General features: G+C 38.2%; 17 protein-coding genes. 8 read left to right on the top strand and 9 right to left on the bottom strand.

Features of this window, described 5'->3' with window-relative positions; all coding sequences use genetic code 11:
- Positions 1–138 precede the first annotated feature (138 nt).
- Both pitA and dsdA read left to right on the top strand, forming a co-directional pair.
- Positions 139–1,770, top strand: a complete 1,632-nt coding sequence (pitA, locus tag SOI81_RS12805; protein ID WP_016141919.1) for an inorganic phosphate transporter — start codon at positions 139–141, stop codon at positions 1,768–1,770.
- A gap of 161 nt (positions 1,771–1,931) precedes the next feature.
- Positions 1,932–3,266: a D-serine ammonia-lyase gene (gene dsdA / locus SOI81_RS12800; RefSeq protein ID WP_239975553.1), complete on the top strand. Its 1,335-nt coding sequence runs from the start codon at positions 1,932–1,934 to the stop codon at positions 3,264–3,266.
- Positions 3,267–3,313: 47 nt separating this feature from the next.
- On the opposite strand, the gene SOI81_RS12795 is transcribed toward dsdA, so the two are convergent.
- The 5 genes from SOI81_RS12795 to SOI81_RS12775 form a co-directional block, all read right to left on the bottom strand.
- Positions 3,314–4,861 (bottom strand): hypothetical protein, encoded by a 1,548-nt coding sequence (locus tag SOI81_RS12795; protein ID WP_239975554.1) that lies wholly within the window; start codon positions 4,859–4,861, stop codon positions 3,314–3,316.
- Positions 4,862–5,411: 550 nt separating this feature from the next.
- Entirely contained in the window at positions 5,412–5,576 is a 165-nt protein-coding gene (locus tag SOI81_RS12790) for a hypothetical protein (RefSeq protein WP_000854552.1), read from the bottom strand.
- A 109-nt stretch (positions 5,577–5,685) separates the two neighbouring features.
- Positions 5,686–6,690 (bottom strand): SUMF1/EgtB/PvdO family nonheme iron enzyme, encoded by a 1,005-nt coding sequence (locus tag SOI81_RS12785; RefSeq protein WP_239975555.1) that lies wholly within the window; start codon positions 6,688–6,690, stop codon positions 5,686–5,688.
- Entirely contained in the window at positions 6,687–8,363 is a 1,677-nt protein-coding gene (locus tag SOI81_RS12780) for an arylsulfatase (protein WP_320540875.1), read from the bottom strand. Before SOI81_RS12780 ends, SOI81_RS12785 begins: the two co-directional genes overlap by 4 nt.
- 170 nt (positions 8,364–8,533) lie before the next feature.
- On the bottom strand, positions 8,534–9,151 hold the full coding sequence (locus SOI81_RS12775) for a rhomboid family intramembrane serine protease (RefSeq protein WP_002117778.1): 618 nt from the start codon (positions 9,149–9,151) through the stop codon (positions 8,534–8,536).
- A 158-nt stretch (positions 9,152–9,309) separates the two neighbouring features.
- Between SOI81_RS12775 and nfuA the strand changes: the two genes are divergently transcribed.
- Positions 9,310–9,948 carry a Fe-S biogenesis protein NfuA gene (nfuA, locus tag SOI81_RS12770; protein ID WP_002117617.1) on the top strand — a complete coding sequence of 213 codons (639 nt, stop codon included), beginning with the start codon at positions 9,310–9,312 and terminating at the stop codon, positions 9,946–9,948.
- 165 nt (positions 9,949–10,113) lie between these two features.
- Complete coding sequence (locus SOI81_RS12765) at positions 10,114–12,153, top strand: ligand-gated channel protein (RefSeq protein WP_239975557.1); 2,040 nt, start codon at positions 10,114–10,116, stop codon at positions 12,151–12,153.
- 22 nt (positions 12,154–12,175) lie between these two features.
- Here the strand turns inward: SOI81_RS12765 and SOI81_RS12760 are convergent, their stop codons facing one another.
- The gene (locus SOI81_RS12760) at positions 12,176–13,183 is read right to left on the bottom strand and encodes a hypothetical protein (protein WP_320540874.1); all 1,008 of its coding nucleotides are present in this window, start codon (positions 13,181–13,183) and stop codon (positions 12,176–12,178) included.
- A gap of 26 nt (positions 13,184–13,209) precedes the next feature.
- Complete coding sequence (locus SOI81_RS12755) at positions 13,210–14,235, bottom strand: alpha/beta fold hydrolase (RefSeq protein WP_239967556.1); 1,026 nt, start codon at positions 14,233–14,235, stop codon at positions 13,210–13,212.
- 284 nt (positions 14,236–14,519) lie between these two features.
- Here SOI81_RS12755 and cynT point away from each other — a divergent pair, with 284 nt between their 5' ends.
- The gene (gene cynT / locus SOI81_RS12750; protein WP_003653067.1) at positions 14,520–15,134 is read left to right on the top strand and encodes a carbonic anhydrase; all 615 of its coding nucleotides are present in this window, start codon (positions 14,520–14,522) and stop codon (positions 15,132–15,134) included.
- Positions 15,135–15,165: 31 nt separating this feature from the next.
- Here the strand turns inward: cynT and tesA are convergent, their stop codons facing one another.
- Positions 15,166–15,789 carry an arylesterase gene (tesA, locus tag SOI81_RS12745; protein WP_320540873.1) on the bottom strand — a complete coding sequence of 208 codons (624 nt, stop codon included), beginning with the start codon at positions 15,787–15,789 and terminating at the stop codon, positions 15,166–15,168.
- 44 nt (positions 15,790–15,833) lie between these two features.
- Between tesA and ybbA the strand changes: the two genes are divergently transcribed.
- Positions 15,834–16,526: an ABC transporter ATP-binding protein gene (gene ybbA, locus SOI81_RS12740; RefSeq protein WP_016141909.1), complete on the top strand. Its 693-nt coding sequence runs from the start codon at positions 15,834–15,836 to the stop codon at positions 16,524–16,526.
- A gap of 3 nt (positions 16,527–16,529) precedes the next feature.
- Complete coding sequence (locus SOI81_RS12735; RefSeq protein WP_320541584.1) at positions 16,530–18,989, top strand: ABC transporter permease; 2,460 nt, start codon at positions 16,530–16,532, stop codon at positions 18,987–18,989.
- A gap of 1 nt (position 18,990) precedes the next feature.
- Here SOI81_RS12735 and aarA read toward each other — a convergent pair whose 3' ends face one another.
- A complete protein-coding gene (gene aarA, locus SOI81_RS12730; RefSeq protein ID WP_016141907.1) occupies positions 18,991–19,800 on the bottom strand; it encodes a rhomboid family intramembrane serine protease in 810 nt (269 codons plus the stop codon).
- 76 nt (positions 19,801–19,876) lie between these two features.
- Here aarA and mtgA point away from each other — a divergent pair, with 76 nt between their 5' ends.
- Entirely contained in the window at positions 19,877–20,554 is a 678-nt protein-coding gene (gene mtgA, locus SOI81_RS12725; RefSeq protein WP_016141906.1) for a monofunctional biosynthetic peptidoglycan transglycosylase, read from the top strand.
- Positions 20,555–20,654: the final 100 nt, after the last annotated feature.

Genomic DNA, 20,654 nt, shown 5'->3' with positions numbered 1-20,654 from the left:
AATAAAATAGGTAGGGGAAAGGTGCATCAAATGAGGTCAAAATATGAAAAATTGACTTCATCAGGCGCTGCTTTGTCATATAATTGTCATAATTTAATTTAAGAATACAGAGGATTTTCTTATCCTCTTACCGTCTGCATGAATTCTAATCTACCCCCTGTTTCGGATTCAAAACTTGCGGCAAACCTGCAAGTCAAATCGACGAATGTACATGTCCCGACACCTAAGTTTTTTATGCCGGTGTTTCTGACGATTATTGTTGCAACACTTATTTATATCGGATTTCAGGTGAGTGCTGATTTAGCACATGTACCACCTTTGAGCCTTTATTCAGTTATTCTTTTATCTACTGCACTTTTGATTGCTTTAGGCTTTGAATTTGTAAATGGCTTTCACGATACTGCAAATGCAGTGGCAACAGTAATTTACACCAATGCTTTACCGGCACCGGTTGCAGTCATGTGGGCTGGTTTTTGTAATTTTCTTGGGGTAATGGTTGCAAGCGGCGCAGTCGCTTACGGCATTATTGCATTGTTGCCTGTTGAACTGATTATGAATATGGGCAGTGGTGCGGGTTTCGCAATGGTTTTTGCGCTTCTTATTGCTGCGATTCTCTGGAACTTAGGTACATGGTTCTTAGGTATTCCTGCATCTAGTTCTCATACCTTGATTGGTTCAATCTTGGGTGTGGGCATTATGAACCATCTATTGAGTGCATCGACTGGCGTAACGACCAGTGGTGTTGATATGGATCAGGTGATTAAAGTTGGTAAGGCATTATTATTTTCACCTTTAATTGGTTTCGCTTTTGCAGCGATTGTATTCTTGTTGGTTAAAACTATTTTTAAACGCCAATTAGAATTATTCCAGCCACCTGAAGGGAATAAACCACCACCAGCAATCATTCGTGCAATCTTGATCTTTACCTGTACAGGTGTAAGTTTTGCACATGGTTCTAATGACGGTCAAAAGGGTATGGGTCTCATCATGCTGATTTTGGTTGGTCTGGTGCCATTGGCTTATTCATTAAATAAAAACCTCGATACACAACAAGTTCAATCATTCCATCAGCTTTCTTCTCAAACTGCCGTATTTTTGAATCAAAATCAGCCTGAATTAACCGATGAAAAAGCACGTGTTATTCTGACTAAATATATTCAAACTAAACAGCAAACTCCTGAAGTCGTGCCTGCATTGGCAAGTATGACTGATCACTTGGGTGAGCGAGTTTCTAGCTATAACAACTTAAAAGATATTCCTGAAGCTGCCATTAGCGAAATTCGTAATGACATGTATTTGAGTACAACGACGTTTAAGCGTTTGGATAAAGCAGATGCTTTACCAAAAATGGATCAATCACAGCAAAAACTGGTGAAAGAATACCGTAGTAGCTTAGATTCATTCTTACAATACATCCCGACTTGGGTAAAAGTAGCGGTAGCTTTAGCACTTGGTCTCGGCACAATGGTGGGTTGGAAACGTATTGTTGTGACTGTGGGTGAGCGTATTGGTAAGCATCACATGACTTATGGTCAAGGGATGTCTGCTGAGCTTGTCGCGATGAGTACAATTGCAGCTGCCGATGGTTTAGGTATGCCAGTTTCAACAACACACGTTTTAAACAGTGCTGTTGCGGGTACGATGGTCGCGAATAAATCAGGTTTAAACTTTAATACCGTGAAGACAATTCTCTCTGCATGGGTATTTACTCTTCCAGCAACAATCTGCTTATCAGGCGGTTTGTACTGGTTATTCTTACAGTTTGTATAAAAGCATTTAAAAAATTAAAGCCACTGTTCACAGTGGCTTTTTTATTTGTCTAGTTTTTAAAGTTGAGACTGTTTTTAATGTACATTCAGCTATAAATTAATATTTGTTGTAGGCCAAACAGCTTCATAGGCTGGGCTTAAAATTTTATATCAGGATAGATTATGGATGCGGTTCAAATAGATCAGCTAAAACAACAATTCCCACTTATTAAAACGTTGCAAGCTTATCAAGAGACATTTTGGTTTACACCTCATCGCTATCCTTTAAAAGAAGCTTTAGCAAAAGTTGGACTAACTGCTGAGGACGTAAGGGAAGCAGAAGCAAGACTGGCGCGTTTCGCACCTTATTTAGCACAGGTATTTCCTGAAACTCAAACACAACAGGGAAAAATTGAATCAGATATCGTCGAAATTGCTCATATGCAACAAGCACTTTCTTCAACAGAACAAGTACAACTGACTGGAAAATTCTGGCTGAAAAAAGATAGCCATTTACCTATTTCAGGTTCTATTAAAGCACGTGGTGGTATTTATGAAGTCTTAACTCACGCCGAAAAATTGGCAATTGAGGAAGGCTTACTCAAACCAGAAGATGATTATCGTAAATTAGATCAAGATTCATTTCGGGCTTTCTTTTCTAAGTACCAAATTGCAGTGGGTTCTACAGGCAACCTGGGGCTTTCTATTGGGATTATGAGCGCCAAACTCGGCTTTAGAGTTACTGTTCATATGTCGGCTGATGCGAGACAGTGGAAAAAAGACAAATTGCGTTCACTGGGTGTTAATGTTGTGGAATATGCCAGTGACTATGGCGTAGCGGTTGAAGAGGGAAGAAAAGCCGCAGAGCGAGATCCCCATTGTTTTTTCATTGATGATGAAAACTCAACAACATTATTTTTAGGTTATGCCGTTGCAGGAATACGCCTAAAACAGCAATTTGAGCAAAAACAAATTAAAGTCGATGCTGAACACCCATTATTTGTTTATTTGCCGTGTGGCGTCGGTGGTGGCCCAGGTGGGGTAAGTTTTGGACTAAAACTGGCTTTTGGTGAGCATGTACATTGTATCTTTGCGGAACCAACACATTCGCCGTGTATGTTACTTGGTGTTCACACAGGCTTGCATGATCAGATTTCAGTAAATGACATCGGTATTGATAACGTTACAGCGGCAGACGGGCTTGCGGTAGGGCGTGCTTCAGGTTTTGTCGGACGTGCGATGCAACAGTTAATCGATGGTTACTACACCATTCATGATGAACGTTTATATGAGCTCATTACGCTTTTAAATCGAACTGAGAATATTCAGCTTGAGCCTTCTGCCGTAGCAGGCATGATGGGTCCATATTATGTTCAGACGAGTCCTGATTACTTGGCTTTGCATCAGTTAACAGCTGAGCAGTTGCAGCAGGCCAATCATGTGATATGGGCGACTGGAGGCGGTATGGTACCATCTGATGAAATGCAAAAATATCTATCACACTTTCAAGCTAAATAAAGACACACTAGAAAAAAGCCCAATTCTAAGATTGGGCTTTAATAAATTTATTTTTTAGATGATTTTCTAAAAGGTAGCTTTTCGGTAGCAAAGCCATAAATTGCAGCGAAAGGCAGGGCAGTTCTTGCTAAATAAGCCACACGCCATAATCCACCATGGTTGGCACCTTCCATCATAAGTTCAAGCGGGTGGTCCAATACAGTTTCAGGATTTGCTACAGAAGACTCATTTCTTAAGTCATGAATCCAGAGTGCCGCCATAATAGCGTTAGTGGTTTCAGGGCTAAATGCTTCTACATCAAAAAGCTCTGCGCCATTAAAAGCAGCTTTCAGTAATGGATTTTTAGTCACTGAATGAGTGGTTGTTGATGGAGCAATATTAATACTGACACGTTGACCTTGATGACGAGCCAAAATCGCACGCCATTGTTGAATACGTTTCGCCAAAGCATAGTTTGGACCTTGTTCAACCACTAAACAGTCAGCAATACCATAAGTTTTTCCATTTTCACATGTAACCAAGTCTTGATATGGCGCTTGAAAAAAACGATTGAGAGAAAGTGTGGAAACACCTTTTACTGCTAATTTTTGTATTTTTTTGCGTGATTTAAATTTCTCTTGAGCAGCCTCTGCAACTTCCTTTGGTACCGCATAAACATCGGTTGGAGTACACATAAACATAAGGCTTGTATCAGATTTATGCTCACTCACATATTGCATGATACTGTCCATTGCCATGGAAACGCGTACATGCTTTTCACCATCTAAATAGGCGATTGCTGCCAAATCTAACTTTTGCGGAAACTGCACTAACCATTGCGCAATTTCTGGTAATTGAGTTAGTAAGTTTGCACCTAACTTATCTTTTAGCTCGGAAGCTTTTGCTGAAGAATCAATTTGTTCAGCACTTGGTGCAATGAGGGTGGCATTGCCTTTTTGAATCGTATTTAAGATTTTTCCCCAGACTCGTGAGTTGGGTAAATCTACCGCAACAATATTCGCTTTCCATTTAGCTAACCAAGGTAGAGGACCTGCTTCTGAGGCAGCTCCAAATAACACCATGGTACGGTCAGATAAATCGAACCATTCTGGATGTGCAATAGCTTCACGTAAAGCCTTGGCATGGCTTGGTTCAATAATACCAGCCTTTTCCCAGCGTTGAATTTGGTCTAGTAAGCTTTGTCCATTGAGCTTTTGTCCTTTATAAGGAACATACCATTCTGGTGCAGCGTCACTTTCACCTTTAAGTTTTACTGTATAAAGTGGTTTAGATGAAGCAATATGAACGGCATCTTTTAAAAAGTAATGCTTATTATCACGATAATAATCAAAAATATGATGAGCTTTATGCAAACCTTGCTTTGCAATGGTAATTGGGTTGTTGATATTAGAAATTCCTTGTTTAACAAGGGCTTTAAAATATATAGGATAATTTTTGCGCCAGTTTTTTTCATTCAACACTTGTTGTGCAGTTTTATTATCTACAATAGATAAAGCCTCGGATAAAATCTCTTGGCCTGTACGAGACGTACTTTGTTTTTTTGTTGAGGCGTGTACCGGAAATTGTAGACCTTCGACTTGACTTGTGCTGGACATAAAATATCTCGTTAATACGACTGGGTTAATATACAGATGTATACATTATCTATGCCAATGAAAGGAAACGAGTGGCAATAACTGACAAAATAATATTGATTATTTGTGTGATGAAACTGGAAAGAGAGGATTATTATGATAAATTCATCTCATTTTAGTCTTAATTTTTTTCACATTTTTAAAACATTTTTATAGACTTACGTTACATAAATGATTATTTTGTATTAAGCAAATACATCAGTTTTAACCTGAAGGTAAAATGTTCAAAATGTATCAATAATAGAGATACAGAAATGATTAAAAATTAGACTTTTTTCTTAAGTAGTAAGAAAAGTCAAACGGAATAAGAAAGAATTGGGGTGAAACTAGATAGAAGACAACGTAAGATTGTCTTTTAAAAATCTTGGGGATATGGTGATTTTTTTACACCATAATTTTCTAGTTTCATCCCATCTAATTTGGGCGTGGAACCCTCCATTGAGTATTCAATTACTTGATTGAACTCTATTTCTTTAGAGTAACTTAAAAATTACTCTAAAAGAGGGAGTTTCTAACAACGTCCTTTTTTAGCTTGTCCTGGTGGGCAAAAGCCTCCTGGATGTCCGTAATATGGTGAATCTGGGTCAATCACAATACTACCTTCGGGAGTATGGACTGCACAGGCTGATAGTGACATCGTGAAAATTGCTGCGGCGCAAAGAAGTAAAGTTTTCATCTTGTTCTCGCTTTTTTATCATTCTCATTTGTACTATAAAAATATTTTGATTATTTTTCGATCTAATTTTGGTTAAAAAATATCTTTAATAAGCTTAATTAAGAAGAAATTAAGGAGACCGTAAAATTGTTCGAAAACCTACATGTGTTGCAGCTAAATCGAAATCTTGTGGATAGCGACTACTACTACGATAACGTGAACAATAATTTTGTGCACAAAGGAAAGATCCACCTTTAATTACATATTGTGTGCTCGCGATTTGTTTTTGTCGTAAATCAGAATAATTTCCCATATGTTGGTCATGAGCACCTTGATACGGAGATGATGTCCATTCCCATACATTTCCAATCATATCAAATAGTTTGAAATTGTTTGATGCAAAACATCCAACGGGTGCCACATCTTTAAAGTGATCTTGATTTAAGTTTTGAAAAGGAAATTCACCTTGCCAGTAATTTGCTTGGGGATGTTGATGTTCATCAGTAGGAGCTTGATGTAAAGGTGTATCAGTTTTTGAATTGGCTTTAGCTGCATATTCCCATTCTAGTTCTGTTGGTAAATCACGTCCTAGCCACACTGCATAATGTTCCGCGTCATTTTTACTCACATATCGTACAGGCTCATTAGGATTTGCTATAGCACCAGTACTGCCGTTTGGAGTTTTCCATGTATATCCCGATTTTAGTTGCCACCATTGTTGTGGATGATGAGGGTCTGGTGAAAAAACTGCGGCCTGCTTTTGTTTTTCGGCATCAGTGATATAGCCTGTTGCTTTTACGAAGCTTGCAAATTGAGCCACGGTGACTTCGGTCTGATCAATCCAAAATCCTTTGACTTCTCGTTGTTTCTTTCCAAAATTCAGTTCATCGGGATAGGCTTTCTCAGAACCAAAATTAAAATGTCCATCGGCAATTAAAACCATGCCAGCTGTAGGTTGTTTGAGCCAACCTTGAGGTAGTCCAGAGTAGTTTTTACACTTTTCAATAGAGCCCAAGTCGGCTAAAGAATTTGGCTTTTGGGTCGAAGAGGATGACTCAGAAATTTTTAAAGATTGGTTACAGCCTGTCATAAAAGACAGGCTGATTGTGATCGCTAAAAATGGTTTTAATCTCATTTGGCGTTATATTCCTGCACACCGTTTTTCTCAGTATATTTTTGATAAACCGATAATAACTCTTGCACTTTTGCTGGGTAAAGTTGCGCAACATTGTGGTTTTCTCCACGGTCAGTGGCAATGTTATACAGCTCCCAAGTTCCTGTACCTAACTCAGGGCGTCCTTGAAGGGCAATTTTCCATTCACCTTGTTTTGCATATTTGCTGCCATGTAATTCATCGGCAAAACTAAAATTAGCAGGGCGAATGGTAGTGGTTTTATTTTCAAGTAAAGGCTTCCATGAAACCCCTGATGGCGTATTAATGGTACGACCATTGTATTGGCCTTGAGGTACTGGAATATGGGCATATTCTAATAGGGTTGGGAAAACATCGAGTACAGATGCAAAGCTATTATTGGTTGCTTCTGCTTTTTTCTGGTTCGGTAATTTCACAATAGCAGGGGCAGTGGTTGCACCTTCACCAGCTGTATCTTTCCATAAATGAAATGGTGCCGCGCTGACCTCGGCCCAACGTGGTCCAATATAGTGATATGAAGTTGGTGTTCCCACATTTGCTACAGAGTTATCAAAACCAGATTCACTGCCATATCCGCCACGTACAAAACCTTCTGCGCCATTGTCAGAAACAAAGAAAATTAAAGTATTGTTATAAAGATTATTTTGTTTGAGATATTGAATAATACGGCCGACGTTAGCATCGAGGTTTTCGACCATGCCTGCATAGATTTCCATTTTACGGGCTTCTAATGCCTTTTGTTCGGCTGTTAACTCATCCCATTTTCCATATTTTTGTGGGGCATTTTGAGTTGCAATTGGTTCTGCTGCCTCAAAGTTTGTAGGGATAATTCCAAGCTGTTTTTGCCTAGCAATACGTGCGTTACGAATAGCATCGTAACCGACATCATAAACTCCGCGATATTTTTCGCGGTATTCAGCAGGTGCCTGAATTGGCCAGTGAGGTGCTGTATAAGCTGCATAAGCAAAGAATGGTTTGCCACTATTTTTGCCTGAATCTAAGTAGCTTAGTAATTTATCGGTAAAATAATTTGTCGAGAAAAAGTCATCAGGCAAAGCTGAAACAGGAATAATCTGCCCATCTTCTGTATAAGTTGAATTTCGTTTAAACGCACTTGGCGCTTGTTTAAAGTGGTGATCTAGACCTTGTAATAGGGTAAATGAATGATCAAAACCTTTAGCATGTGCATTGGTTTCAGGTGTTAGGCCTAAATGCCATTTACCGCTAATGTACGTGCGGTAACCATTATCTTTAAGTACTTGTGCGATAGATAGGGAACGTTCATTTAAATAGCCTTCGTAGCCTGGTTGTCCCTTCAAATGCTCAGGTGTGAGTTCAGCCATTGCCCCAATGCCAGCTAAATGGTGATCAGTACCGGAAATGAGTTGAGAGCGTGTCGGAGAACAGGTCGGGGCAGTATGATAATCTGTTAAAAGGCGGCCTTCCTGAGCCAAACTATCAATATTAGGCGTGTGAATTTCACCACCAAAAGCCCCTAAATCTGAATAGCCTAAGTCATCCGCCATAATAAATAAAATATTCGGTTGCTTAGGAGAGCTTACGACATTTTCTTGATTATCATTGTCATTACATCCAGCCAAAGATAAGCTAAATAAAGCAATGGAAAGGCTAGATAAAATTGCTTTGTACTTCATTGTATCATCTGAATTATTAAAAGAATTGGCATGAGTTTAATCAGATGGTTTTTGCAAACAAAACAACGAATTGATCAAAGAAAATCAGAAAAAAGACTGAGAATTTATAGTGATAAATTAATGAGAAAAAAAGAAAAGCCCACTAAGGACTTTCCTTTGATTTATATTCCTTAGAAAGGAAGGCGTGTAAGTTGGTCTAAGAAATGTGGAATAACTTTTGGCTCAAGTAAAATGGTGACGATGATCCCGTAAGCTGCACCCCACAAATGAGCGCTATGGTTAATATGGCTATTGCCACGTTTACCTGCCCAAATGCTATAGGCCACATATAAAATAGCGAAAATAATAGCAGGGACAGGAATGAAAAATACAAAAATCAGCTTCCATGGTTGAAACAGAATATAAGCAAATAAAACTGCTGAAACCGCCCCTGAGGCGCCTAGACTGGCCCAATTTGCATCATTTTTATGTTGTAAATAGCTTGGCAAAATCGCGAAGATTAAGCCCCCTAAGTAAAACAACACAAAACCCATGTCGTAAAAATATTGGCGATAAAAACTTTCAATAATACTGCCAAAGAAAAATAGGGTAATCATGTTGAAGAGTAGATGTGTTCCATCGGCATGGATAAAGCCATGAGTAATGAATCGATCAATTTGTCCACGTTGCATTGCAGGCGGCCAAAAAATCAATCGGTTCATTACGTTTTGATTGCTAAAAGCAAGTAAAGAGATAATGACCGTAATAATAATAAGAGTAACTGTATGGTTAAACGGCAAATGCAACATAAGAAATATTTAAAAAATGATCAATACTGAGGTCAATAATGCCATTAAAAACTTAACTTGAAACCCTGTTGTGTATAAATCCGACAAATTTAGTTGATTTTTTTTAAATCTACCTCATCTTCGGTTAATATAAAGGCATCAGCTTGAGGAATATTGTTATGTCGACTGAGAACACCAACACTGCTGTTGCAGAAGAAATTCCAAACCTTTTGATTACACCATCTGCACAAGAGTATTTGCACGATTTATTAACGAAGCAAAATACTCCGGGAATTGGCGTTCGAATTTTTGTTGAGCATCCGGGTACGCCACGTGCCGAATGCTGTATGGCATATAGTGCGCCAGAAGAAGTGATTCCAACAGATTATAAACAGGACTATCCTGATTTTCCTGCGTATATTGATGCGCCATCTATTCCTTATCTTTTAGATGCCGTAATCGATTACAACAAAGACCGTTTTGGTGGTCAGCTCACTTTCCGTGCTCCAAATTCTAAAGTTCCACGTGTTGGTCCAGATGCTTCGATTGAAGAACGTATTACTTACATTCTTCAAGCAGAAATTAACCCAGGTCTTGCAGGGCATGGCGGAAATTGTAGCTTGGTAGAAGTACAAGATGACCCAGAACATGGTTTAACTGCTGTACTAAAATTTGGTGGTGGTTGCCAAGGCTGTTCAGCAATTGACGTTACCTTGAAACAAGGTGTAGAAACTACATTAAGAGAGAACATTCCTGAACTTCAACGTGTGGTTGACCAAACTGACCATACGCAAGCAGAAGGTGCTTATTTCAAATAATCAAATTATTTGAAAAGTGAAATAAAAAAGCCTCGCAATGAGGTTTTTTTATGGTCTTGTAATTGAAAATAATTATCAATATTATTTATTTTTGTATTTAAATTTGTTACATTTGTTTAAGCAAAACTTAATATTTATTCATAATTTAATCTGTTGGAGTAGGGTATGACGAAGAGTATTTTCCAATCTGTATTATCAATTTCGGTACTTACAGTAATGTTTCCTGTGGCTTATGCTGCTGAAAGTGAAAATATTTTAGTTGATTCTTCCATAAAAAATAAAAAAGAAAGTGAAGTGGCACAATTAGAAAAAATTGTCGTAACAGCAAGTGGTTTTGAACAAAATATAAAAAAAGCAGCAGCTTCTATTTCTGTTTTAACTCAAGATGAAATTAATAAAAAAGCATATCGTGATGTAACTGATGCACTTAAAGATGTACCTGGTGTGGTTGTTACAGGTGGTGGAAGCTCATCTGATATCAGTATTCGGGGAATGGGAAGTGCATATACCGTTATTATGGTCGATGGTAAGAAAGTAAATACACGTTCTGTGCGACCAAATAGTGATAATTCAGGTATTGAGCAAGGTTGGTTACCGGGAATCGAAAGTATTGAACGTATTGAGGTTATTCGTGGTCCAATGTCTGGCTTATATGGTTCAGATGCCATGGGTGGTGTGATTAATATCATCACTAAAAAAGTTGCAGATGTTTGGAACAGTTCTGTTAAGTTAGATACAACAATTCAAGAAAATAATAAATCTGGAAATCTTTACCAAGCCAATACTTATGTGTCTGGACCATTAATTAAGAATTTACTTGGATTAAAAGCCAATGGTACATTTTCACAAAGAGATGAAGATGAAATTATTGGTGGTTACAACAAACAAAAAATTCGTGCAGGAGGGGCGACTTTAAGCTTGACTCCTAATGATCAACATACCATTGAGCTTGAATACCAGCGTTCTATCCAAAATCGTAATGCCACAATAGGTAAAACAGTTTCACCAATTCAAACTGGACGTAATCCACCAGCAGATTCATTAACAGACTATTACCGTACAGAATATAGCTTAACGCACCGTGGTGACATCGGTCCTGTAAAGACTCATTCTTATATTCAGCGCGAAGAAAATAAGAATCCATCTAGAAATATGGAAGCTGTAAATACTACATTCAACACGCTTAACCAGATCACACTCGCAAATCATGCGCTTAGCGTGGGCGGAAGCTATTTAAAAGAAGAATTAGACGATTTAGGTAACCAGTTAAAAGTGAGTGGCTCACAACCTGTTTCTAATTTAGATCGTTATAGCTGGGCGTTATTTGCAGAAGATGCATGGAATATTATTGATCCTTTCACTTTAACAATGTCATTACGAATGGATCAGGATGAAAAATTTGGAGATCATTTTAGTCCTAAAATATATGGTGTATGGACTTTAAATGATAACTGGATTATTAAAGGCGGCGTATCAACAGGTTATAAAACACCTGCACTACGAGCGACTGTAGCAGAATGGGGGCAAGCTACAGGTGGCAGCAGTTCTGCTGGAGTGATTGTTGGTAATCCAAATTTAAAACCAGAGAAAAGTACTAACTATGAGCTGTCATTCGCGTGGGATAATTTAGATAACTTGAATGCTGGCTTAACGATTTTTAATAGTGAATTTAAAGATAAAATTACAGAAGTTAGAACGTGCTCAGGAGATGCAGGTGCTCGCGAATGTAAGTGGTTAGGTCTAGATTTTGATTTTGTGAGTCAACGCACAAATGTGGATAAAGCCAATATGAGAGGTGTTGAAGCGACATTTGGTTGGTTAATTTCACCAGATTTAAAAATGAATGCCAATTATACGTATACCGATACTGAGCAAAAAAGTGGTCAATTTAAAGGTCAACCTTTAAATGAAATGCCAGAACATATGTTTAATACTACTTTGGATTGGCAAGTTAATGACTTAGTCAATATGTGGAGCCGCTTGAATTTCCGTAGTAAAACTTCTGAATATTTAAGCCGTACCTCAATGGCTGAAGGAAAGCCTGCTTATGGACTGGTTGATGTTGGTATGAACTATAAACCGACTGACAAAATCCAAGTTGCGGCAGGCATCTATAACTTATTTGATAAAGACATTGATGTAGCAACATATAATTATGTCTTAGACGGACGTCGTTATAATTTAGGTATTATTTATAAATTTTAAATAATTAAATAACAAAGGCGCTTTAAGCGCCTTTGTTATTTAAAATATCTAATGCTTTTTCAGAATAATAAAACTTTTCTAGGTAAACACGTGCACGGCGTCTTAAATGTCCGGTTGTGACTAATTGTTGTAGTAGGGGTACAAGTAATGCGGTCAGTTCATGCTTCACTAAACTTTCCTCAATATTGAGGTCACGAAGTAACAAGTGAAAATTACGTTCCTGATTACGAACATACCAAGTGTAAATGCCATCATGTACTTGTTGTTTTAAATAATCGGTTTGACGAATATGGTCCCAGATTTCATGTCCTAAACCTACTGTTTTGGTTAGATCTTGAACTTCTACATAATTTTTTAAAACAGAAAGCGGCATCGTTTTAACTTTATGCCAAACATTTGCCTGAAAATGGTAGAGCTTATCATTGTCAAAATGTTGGTTTAAAACCCGCTCACTCATCTGGCTCAGTTTTAAAATATTCTTTTGCAAATAATGATTAATTGTATCGTCCAGATTTGAATCAGTTACTGTTTCTAAAACGGATTTACCCATTTTCATGAAACGACCTACACCTGGTACACGTTTTGACATTGATTCATCTAAATAATCATGCATTGTTTGCTGAATCAGTTGTGTGAGCAAGGCTGAAAAGGCAGGGTTATTCACAATCGTTTTAATCAGCTTTTTACGGTGCTCTTCCTTACTTGCAACGTACTGTGCAATTCGGTCAATCGTTAAAACAGGAATAACGTCTTCAACAGTTGCCGTGTCATTTGCAGGATGAATCAAAGCAAAGCGAATATGCTCAGCAATTTGTTCAATCAGAAAATCAGAAGCAGGCGTGTCTAAAATCTGCTTTTGAATCAGCTGTTGAATCGGTTCAAAAGTCCAAATGTGTTGTAATTGCCGACTTCCCAACCAATGATAAAACTGCTCAAACTCTTGTTGAATCACCTGAGTCTGAGCAAATTGCTCATCTAAAAAATCTAGATGAGCTTCAATAAGTTTTTCAATGAGGGGTTGGGTAGACATAAGGTCTCACAAATTAAAAGTTTTATTTAAGGCGTAGTCGTTTTTAAAGACTGGTTTGCTTCTACTTTCAATAAAAACGGTACATATTGTTGAATGACCAACTGTTCAGCTTCCAATATTGGCATATGGCCTACGTTTTCCAAAATAACGGGAGGCTCAGCCTTCTTTAAAAGCCGTTTCAGTTCATTTGCGACTTCTACATTAATAATTTTATCTTGCTTACCCCATAAAATGAGCGTCGGTGCATCAATTGTTTTGGTAAGTACGGCAAATGAATCTGGCGTATAAACCTTATTAAGTGCAATCAGTTGATCAACCAGTTTTTGTGTTTGAGGCGCCTGATCAATCATCAATTTTTCTTGAGCTTGCAAAAACTCTTTAGGAATAAATGGAGGATTAAACATGGTTTGTTTTAATAAATAATTAAAGTCGCCTTTTTTAGATACTAAAAGTTGTTTTAGATAGGTTGGATCTTTGAGATAAATTGTATTGGCAGAACGGAAAATACCGCCACTATCAACCAAGAATAGACTTTTGGTTTCAAATGGATATTGTCCAGCATAAAGTAGGGCAATAGATCCGCCGAGTGAATGTCCTGCAATGTGGATTGGACCTTTTAAATTTGCAGCTTCAACAAATCGACGTAATTTTTCTGCAAGATTTGGGACCGAATAGTCGAAGTCTTGAGAAACGATAGTTTCACCGCTACCCGGTAAATCAGGAATAATGACATGGTAATTTGTGGTGAGATAACGAGCTACTCGGTTCCAGTTATCACGACTGCCCGCTAAACCATGAATGAGTAGTAAAGTTGGCTTTGTGCTAGAGCCACCTTCACTATATGACCAAGTGATATCACCGACCTTTAGACTTTTGCTTTGTAGTCCGGCCCAGCTACGCTCTTGCTGTAATATTGTTTGAAAGCTGACATCAATATTATCGGCTGCCTGCACTTGAGAAATGCTCATGACTGACAATACGCTACAAGCCAAAGTCAGGGCAGTAGCAGTTTTTTTCATAGAGGCTTTAATTGATGTGGACAGCCTTGCCATAGATTTCATCCTTGATGCTTAAGCGAGTTTGAAAAATTATTGAAAAACTTTGCCAATGAGTCATTTGCCAAATGTTTGGAATGAAGAAAATTATAGTCAATACGAGGACCAAAGTATGTCTATTTTTTCGCTAAACAGCAGGGAATTGGCCGTAAAACCTACATTAAATAAGATGACGTACTTTTCATTTTTTTCATGACAAAGGATTTATTTTTTGTCAGTGACATTCAAATTTTGACACATTAAAATGATTTCTAACCTTGAAAAAACAATGGAAATATAAAATGCCTACTGCGCAAGAAGTTTTAGATCGTCTGAAAGCTGGTAATCAACGATTTGTAAATGGAAATACTTCCCTTGCAAAAACCTTATCGCATCATGAACGCGCTGAAATGGCAAAGGATCAAAATCCGTTTGCGATTGTATTAGGTTGCTCAGATTCTCGTGTTCCAGCAGAAATGGTATTTGATCAAGGTCTTGGTGACTTATTCGTAATTCGTGTTGCTGGTAACGTGGTTGCACCTTCACAAGTCGGTAGTGTTGAGTTCGCGGCAGAGCGCTATGACTGTCCGGTTGTTGTCGTATTAGGACATAGTCATTGTGGCGCGATTCAAGCAACAATTGATACGTTGATGAATCCTGATCAACCGCCATCATCTAACTTAATGTCGATTGTGAACCGTGTTCGCCCATCAGTTGAAATTTTAATGCAAACTGATTTGAAAAATGATTTGAAAAAATTATCGTGTCATGCGGTACGTTCAAACGTTTTTGCTTCGGTCAATCAATTACGTCATGGTTCAAGTGTACTTGAAAGCTTGATTGCGAAAGGTGAGTTGATTGTTGTTGGTGCAGAATATTCACTAGAAACTGGTGAAGTTACTTTCTTTGATTTCTGATCAGAATAAAATATTTAAAATTAAAAGGTGCCTATAGGGCACCTTTTATATATGGATAAGCTAACTTAAGTAATTGTGACTGTGCTTGAGCATTTGGATGAATCAAGTCATTTTGCATAAGCTGTTTTTGACCAGCAACACCATCTAGAAAAAACGGAAGTAATTTCACCTGATGTTTTTGGCTGACAACTTTATAGTTATTTTCAAAAGCCTTGCTATACGCAGCCCCATAATTTGGCGGAATTTTCATACCAAAAAGAATAACTTTGGCTTTTTGTTTTTGGCTTAATTGAATGAGCTGATCCAGATTTTTTTGAATCATTTGAGGCGGTTGACCACGCAAGCCATCATTCCCGCCTAATTCAATCACGACTACATTGGGTTTATAAGTCTGTAATAACTTAGGTAATCGAGCTACAGCGCCACTAGTCGTTTCTCCACTCACACTTGCATTGACCACTTTGTGTTGTTTGGGATACTGTTGGTCTAAGCGTTTTTGCAGTAATTGTACCCAACCTTGTTTGGGATCAATTCCGTAACCGGCACTAATACTATCTCCTAAAATTAAAATAGTTTTCGCCGATACAAGCATGGGCAGCATACTTAATGAGATGAGCATGATGCTTTTAGAACCAATCAAAAAAGATTTATACATTTGTACTTCGACCCTGATTCTGAATACATAGGACTTTTCACATCATGCCACAACCCATCATTGCTGCCCATCAAGTTACACAAACTATTCAGATTAACCAGAATCAGTTTACGATTTTAAAAGATATCGATTTAGAGATTTTTGAAGGGGAACAGGTAGCAATTACGGGACGTTCTGGCTCAGGTAAATCAACCTTATTGGGAATTTTGGCGACTTTAGATCAACCGTCTGAAGGGGAAGTCTGGTTATGTGGTCAAGCTGTTCATCAGTTAACAGAGGAACAGCGCGCTCAAATCCGAATGCAGCATATTGGTTTCGTATTTCAGTCTTTTCAACTTTTACCACAGTTGAGTGCGCTTGAAAATGTGATGTTGCCCTTACGATTACGTAAAGATTTTGACTATAAAACCGCAGAAAAAAAAGCTTTAGATTGGTTGCATCGGGTAGGACTTGGTCGTCAGGTTGAACAAACGCCTAAAGTCTTATCTGGAGGCGAACAGCAACGTGTGGCAATTGCACGAGCTCTTATTGCAGAACCACAAATTATTTTTGCGGATGAACCGACTGGAAACCTAGATGGTCAGACAGCACAAGAAATTGAAAGCTTACTCTTTGATTTAAACCGAGAGCTAGGTACCACTCTAATTTTGGTGACGCATGATCGTAATTTAGCAACCCTTTGTCAGCGTCATGTCGAGTTAGATGACGGCCGATTAAAGACAGTACAGGGTGGTTAAATGATGCGTAATCTTCTCAAACCACTTTTACTACAAAGTTTTCGTACGGGTGGATTATATCTACTCATTATTGCTCTATCGCTGGCGATCAGTGCAACAACTGCCCTAAAATTTAGTAATGACCAAGTCAAACAGGCAGTAAGTCTGCAAGCTTCACAAATGCTGGGTGCGGATTTGGTTCTGTCGAATAACGAGCCTATCGAACAGCCGTGGAAAAAAAGGGCAGAGCAGCTTGGTTTAAAACAAACCAATGTCACTCTATTTAGCTCTATGGCGCATACCCAAGATCAATTTGTCATGGTCAATGTAAAAGCAATAGAACCTGCATTTCCACTAAGAGGAGAGCTTGAAATTGAGCCAAAAACTCAAGCGATTCAATCTGGTGAAGTCTGGCTAAGTCAAAGAGCTGCGGACTTATTAAAAGTAAAAAGAGGAGATGTTGTTTCTATTGCTGATGGTAGCTTCCGCTTTAGCGGCGTGATCGTGCGTGATTCAAATCAGGAACTCGGTTTTTCAGGTTTTTCTCCAACGGTTATTATCCATCAAGCTGATATTGCTAAAACACATGCGATTCAAACAGGCAGTAGAATCGATTATCGACTGTTAATGGCAGGTAGCCCTGAACAGGTTCAGGCATTTTCAAAGCAATTTAAGCAACAACATCAACCTTCTAAAGAAGCAGATGAAACGGCAGGTTTGCGTTTACGTGATGCAAGCGAATCAAATAGTCGGTTATTACGTCCGCTTGAAAACCTAGATACCTTTTTGCAATTAGCCAATATTTTAACGATTTTATTGTGTGGTATTGCCATCGCTCTAACGAGTCAACGTTATGTGCAGCAAAACCAAGATCATATTGCGCTGATCAGATGTTTAGGAGCCAGTAAGTTCCAAATCTTGTGGGCATATATTGGATTACTTAGTGTTGTCAGTGCGATTTCAATTGTGTTGGGCAGTCTATTAGGTTTAATCATGGGTTATGGCCTGCTCCAGCTTATGCTGCAATTAATTCCTCAATTAGAGCTAAGTTTTTCGGTCATACCACTTTTAGTTGGACCTTTACCCATTGCTATTTTTACGAGTGTGATCGTACTGCTTGGATTTATTTTGCCAAGTATTTGGGAACTTTTAAATACACCTCCAATTCGCGTTATTCGTGAGCAAGCCAAATCTCGAAAATCTTTATTTTTTATGTTTTTTGCTGGCATTAGTAGCCTGATCGTTTTTAGTTTGGTGTTGAGCGAAAATTTAATGCTCAGCATTCTGGTTTTGGCTGCCATTATTGTTCTTTGTATTTTGCTTTATACCGTTGTTTGGCTATTGCTTCGCAGCTTAAAAAAGCTGAAAAATCGTTTGTCTTTTTATATTCGTTCTCCATCGCAAAGTGCCTTACAAATTACTGCATTGGCTTTAGGCTTAAGTCTCATTACAGTCCTCAGTGTATTAAGAACAGATTTATTGGAGCGTTGGCAACAACAACTTCCGGAAGGAACACCGAATCAATTTGTTTATGGATTACCTCCATTCGATTTAAAAGCCTTTGAGCAACAGTTAAAGCAACATGGTTGGCAAAGCACCCCGTTATATCCAAATATTCGTGGCCGATTGCTGGCTAAAAATGATGTACCTTTTTCAGAAGAGGCGATAAAGCAAAATAATTCTTTGCGCCGTGAATTGAATTTGACTCAATCAAATCTATTACCAAATGACAATGTCATTACAAGTGGTCAAGCTCAGTTTAATGGTGTGGGGCAGGTTTCAGTCGAAAGTAAGACTGCCGAAAGTTTAGGAATCCAAATTGGAGACAAACTTACCTTTAGTCTGCCAGAAGGGACCTTGCAAGCCAAAGTTGTGAATTATCGGAGTGTAGAGTGGGAAAGTTTTAGCCCTAACTTTTTCTTTATTTTTTCACCTAAAACTTTAGATGAAAATGCTGGAAGTTATTTAGGCAGTTTTTATGTGCCTAAGCAAGATCAGCCAAAGATGATCAATATTATTCAGCAGTTTTCCAATACTGTATTTATTGATGTTGACCGAATTTTAGATGAAGTAAAACGGTTAATGAATGTTTTGGTCAAAATAGTAACTGTACTGGCAGCATTAGTCGGTTTTTCTGGAATATTGGTACTGATTGCATGCTTAAACTTGTTAATGGACGAGCGACGCCGTGAGGTTGCTTTACTGCGTTCATTTGGTTTATCTAAAAATAAAATGAAGCAAATGCTTAGTTTTGAGATTGGTTTCTTAGGTCTGTTAGCAGGCATAGTTGCCTGCTGTTTTGCAGAAGTGATTAGTGCGATTGCAAGTTATAAAATGAATATGGTCCTACAGTGGCATATTGAAATATGGCTGATTTTACCTCTTGGCATGATGCTGATTTGTGCCCTAATTGGTCGTTATCGATTAGGTTATCTCTGTAATTTACCGCCTTTACAAAGTTTAAGAGAGTTAAATCAATTGTAGGTTAAGGAATAATGTCAGGATTCTGGATAATGATTTCATGCCATAGCGGAAGTAAAGGTGTATTGATTTGTACACAGTACATATAGAAACCACCTGTAATAATTACTGCGCCTAATAAGCCTAAAATTTTAAGTATAGTTTTTAACTTGCTGACATAGCTTAAGTACCACATTAGCGCAAGGAATGCGCCAATAATCATGCCGCCAATATGCGCGGCATTATTAATACCCGTTGCGACAAAACCAAAAACAAGGTTGATGGCCATAATCATTAATAATGCTTTTTTATCGAGTATGTAGGCTTGATGTGGAAGCGGTGGAAATAAGGAAAGAACGGTTAACGCAGCACCTAATCCCATCACGGCACCCGAAGCACCTGCACTAACATGAGGCAGTAAGCTTTGATCGAAATGTTGCAGTAATTCATGTCCATTTTGAATCGTCATATAACTACTTAAAAGACTACCGAATAAGCCAGCAAGTAAATACATGCCTATAAAATAGAAGCGACCAAATAGTGACTCAGCAACATTACCGAAAATATAGAGAGCCCACATGTTAAGCATGAGGTGAACAAGACCAAAATGAAAAAACATGCTGGTAAATAAGCGTTCGGGCTGCCCAGTAAAAGTAAGTGGTGTAAAATCTGCACCCCAATGAATAGCATCTTTCATGGCTGGGTCGCTAATATCGACACCAGTCGCAATTTGCCAGACAAACAAACCTACATTAATCAAGATCAATAGGGCGGTCAGCCACCAAGTTTGTACATTGAGTTTACGATTAATGTGCGGAGGCTGATATTGAGTCATGCTATGCTTTTGTTATATATGAACATGCTTAACAGCTTAACATGAAAAAAGTTGAATACAGGAGATCAGGACGAACATGAAAGCTTTTATTGTTCGCGTGTTGTTAATTTTTATTGGGGCAATTCTCCTTATTCAGCTTTGGATTTTCTCAAGTTTAGTTTGGTGGCGTACACATGAAGTCGATACCACCATGTTTATGCGATTAGATTATTGGTCAGATACATCGGAGCCGATTATTCATGAATGGCTTGACTATGATGATATTAGCGACAATTTCAAACATGCGATTTTAGCAGGAGAAGACGCAAAGTTTATTTATCATCATGGCTTTGACTGGGATGGTATTCGTTTTGCTCTAGAGCGTAATAATGAAAAAGGTGAAGTGGTTGCGGGTGGGTCTACTGTGTCTCAGCAACTTGCAAAGAACTTATTTTTATACAACAAGCGTTCGTTTATTCGTAAAGGCCAAGAAACTATCGCAACATGGATGATGGAGCGAATGTGGTCAAAACGCCGAATTCTTGAGGTGTATATGAACTCTGTTGAGTTTGGCAAAAATCGTTATGGTGTTGAAGCAGCTGCACAATATTATTATGGTAAAAGTGCTAAAAGCTTAACGCGCGAACAAGCTGCTTTTTTAGCCGCTTTATTGCCTGACCCGAAATATTACCAAGATCACCGCAACGATCGTAAACTACAATATAGAAAACGCGTTATTTTACGTTATATGAATAGCACCCAGATTCCTGAATGATGATGTTTAAAGATGTGTAAATTTTTTAGTTTTTACCAAATTGTCATATTTTTGCAGCATACTGTTTTATAGAGATTTTGGCTGGATAGAGAATTGAGTT

The organism is Acinetobacter pittii, from assembly GCF_034067285.1.
GTDB classification, from domain to species: Bacteria; Pseudomonadota; Gammaproteobacteria; order Pseudomonadales; family Moraxellaceae; genus Acinetobacter; species Acinetobacter pittii_E.
Note: the sequence above shows the minus strand (reverse complement) of the source record. Positions and strands in the feature narration are given on the sequence as shown.

Bases quoted from the DNA above. Each gene is read 5' to 3' on its own strand.
- nfuA (WP_002117617.1), top strand. From the start codon at position 9,310: ATGTCGACTGAGAACACCAACACTGCTGTTGCAGAAGAAATTCCAAAC.
- SOI81_RS12755 (WP_239967556.1), bottom strand. From the start codon at position 14,235: ATGGCAAGGCTGTCCACATCAATTAAAGCCTCTATGAAAAAAACTGCT.
- dsdA (WP_239975553.1), top strand. From the start codon at position 1,932: ATGGATGCGGTTCAAATAGATCAGCTAAAACAACAATTCCCACTTATT.
- cynT (WP_003653067.1), top strand. From the start codon at position 14,520: ATGCCTACTGCGCAAGAAGTTTTAGATCGTCTGAAAGCTGGTAATCAA.
- ybbA (WP_016141909.1), top strand. From the start codon at position 15,834: ATGCCACAACCCATCATTGCTGCCCATCAAGTTACACAAACTATTCAG.
- SOI81_RS12790 (WP_000854552.1), bottom strand. From the start codon at position 5,576: ATGAAAACTTTACTTCTTTGCGCCGCAGCAATTTTCACGATGTCACTA.
- aarA (WP_016141907.1), bottom strand. From the start codon at position 19,800: ATGACTCAATATCAGCCTCCGCACATTAATCGTAAACTCAATGTACAA.
- pitA (WP_016141919.1), top strand. From the start codon at position 139: ATGAATTCTAATCTACCCCCTGTTTCGGATTCAAAACTTGCGGCAAAC.
- mtgA (WP_016141906.1), top strand. From the start codon at position 19,877: ATGAAAGCTTTTATTGTTCGCGTGTTGTTAATTTTTATTGGGGCAATT.
- SOI81_RS12775 (WP_002117778.1), bottom strand. From the start codon at position 9,151: ATGTTGCATTTGCCGTTTAACCATACAGTTACTCTTATTATTATTACG.
- tesA (WP_320540873.1), bottom strand. From the start codon at position 15,789: ATGTATAAATCTTTTTTGATTGGTTCTAAAAGCATCATGCTCATCTCA.
- SOI81_RS12780 (WP_320540875.1), bottom strand. From the start codon at position 8,363: ATGAAGTACAAAGCAATTTTATCTAGCCTTTCCATTGCTTTATTTAGC.
- SOI81_RS12795 (WP_239975554.1), bottom strand. From the start codon at position 4,861: ATGTCCAGCACAAGTCAAGTCGAAGGTCTACAATTTCCGGTACACGCC.
- SOI81_RS12760 (WP_320540874.1), bottom strand. From the start codon at position 13,183: ATGTCTACCCAACCCCTCATTGAAAAACTTATTGAAGCTCATCTAGAT.
- SOI81_RS12735 (WP_320541584.1), top strand. From the start codon at position 16,530: ATGCGTAATCTTCTCAAACCACTTTTACTACAAAGTTTTCGTACGGGT.
- SOI81_RS12785 (WP_239975555.1), bottom strand. From the start codon at position 6,690: ATGAGATTAAAACCATTTTTAGCGATCACAATCAGCCTGTCTTTTATG.
- SOI81_RS12765 (WP_239975557.1), top strand. From the start codon at position 10,114: ATGACGAAGAGTATTTTCCAATCTGTATTATCAATTTCGGTACTTACA.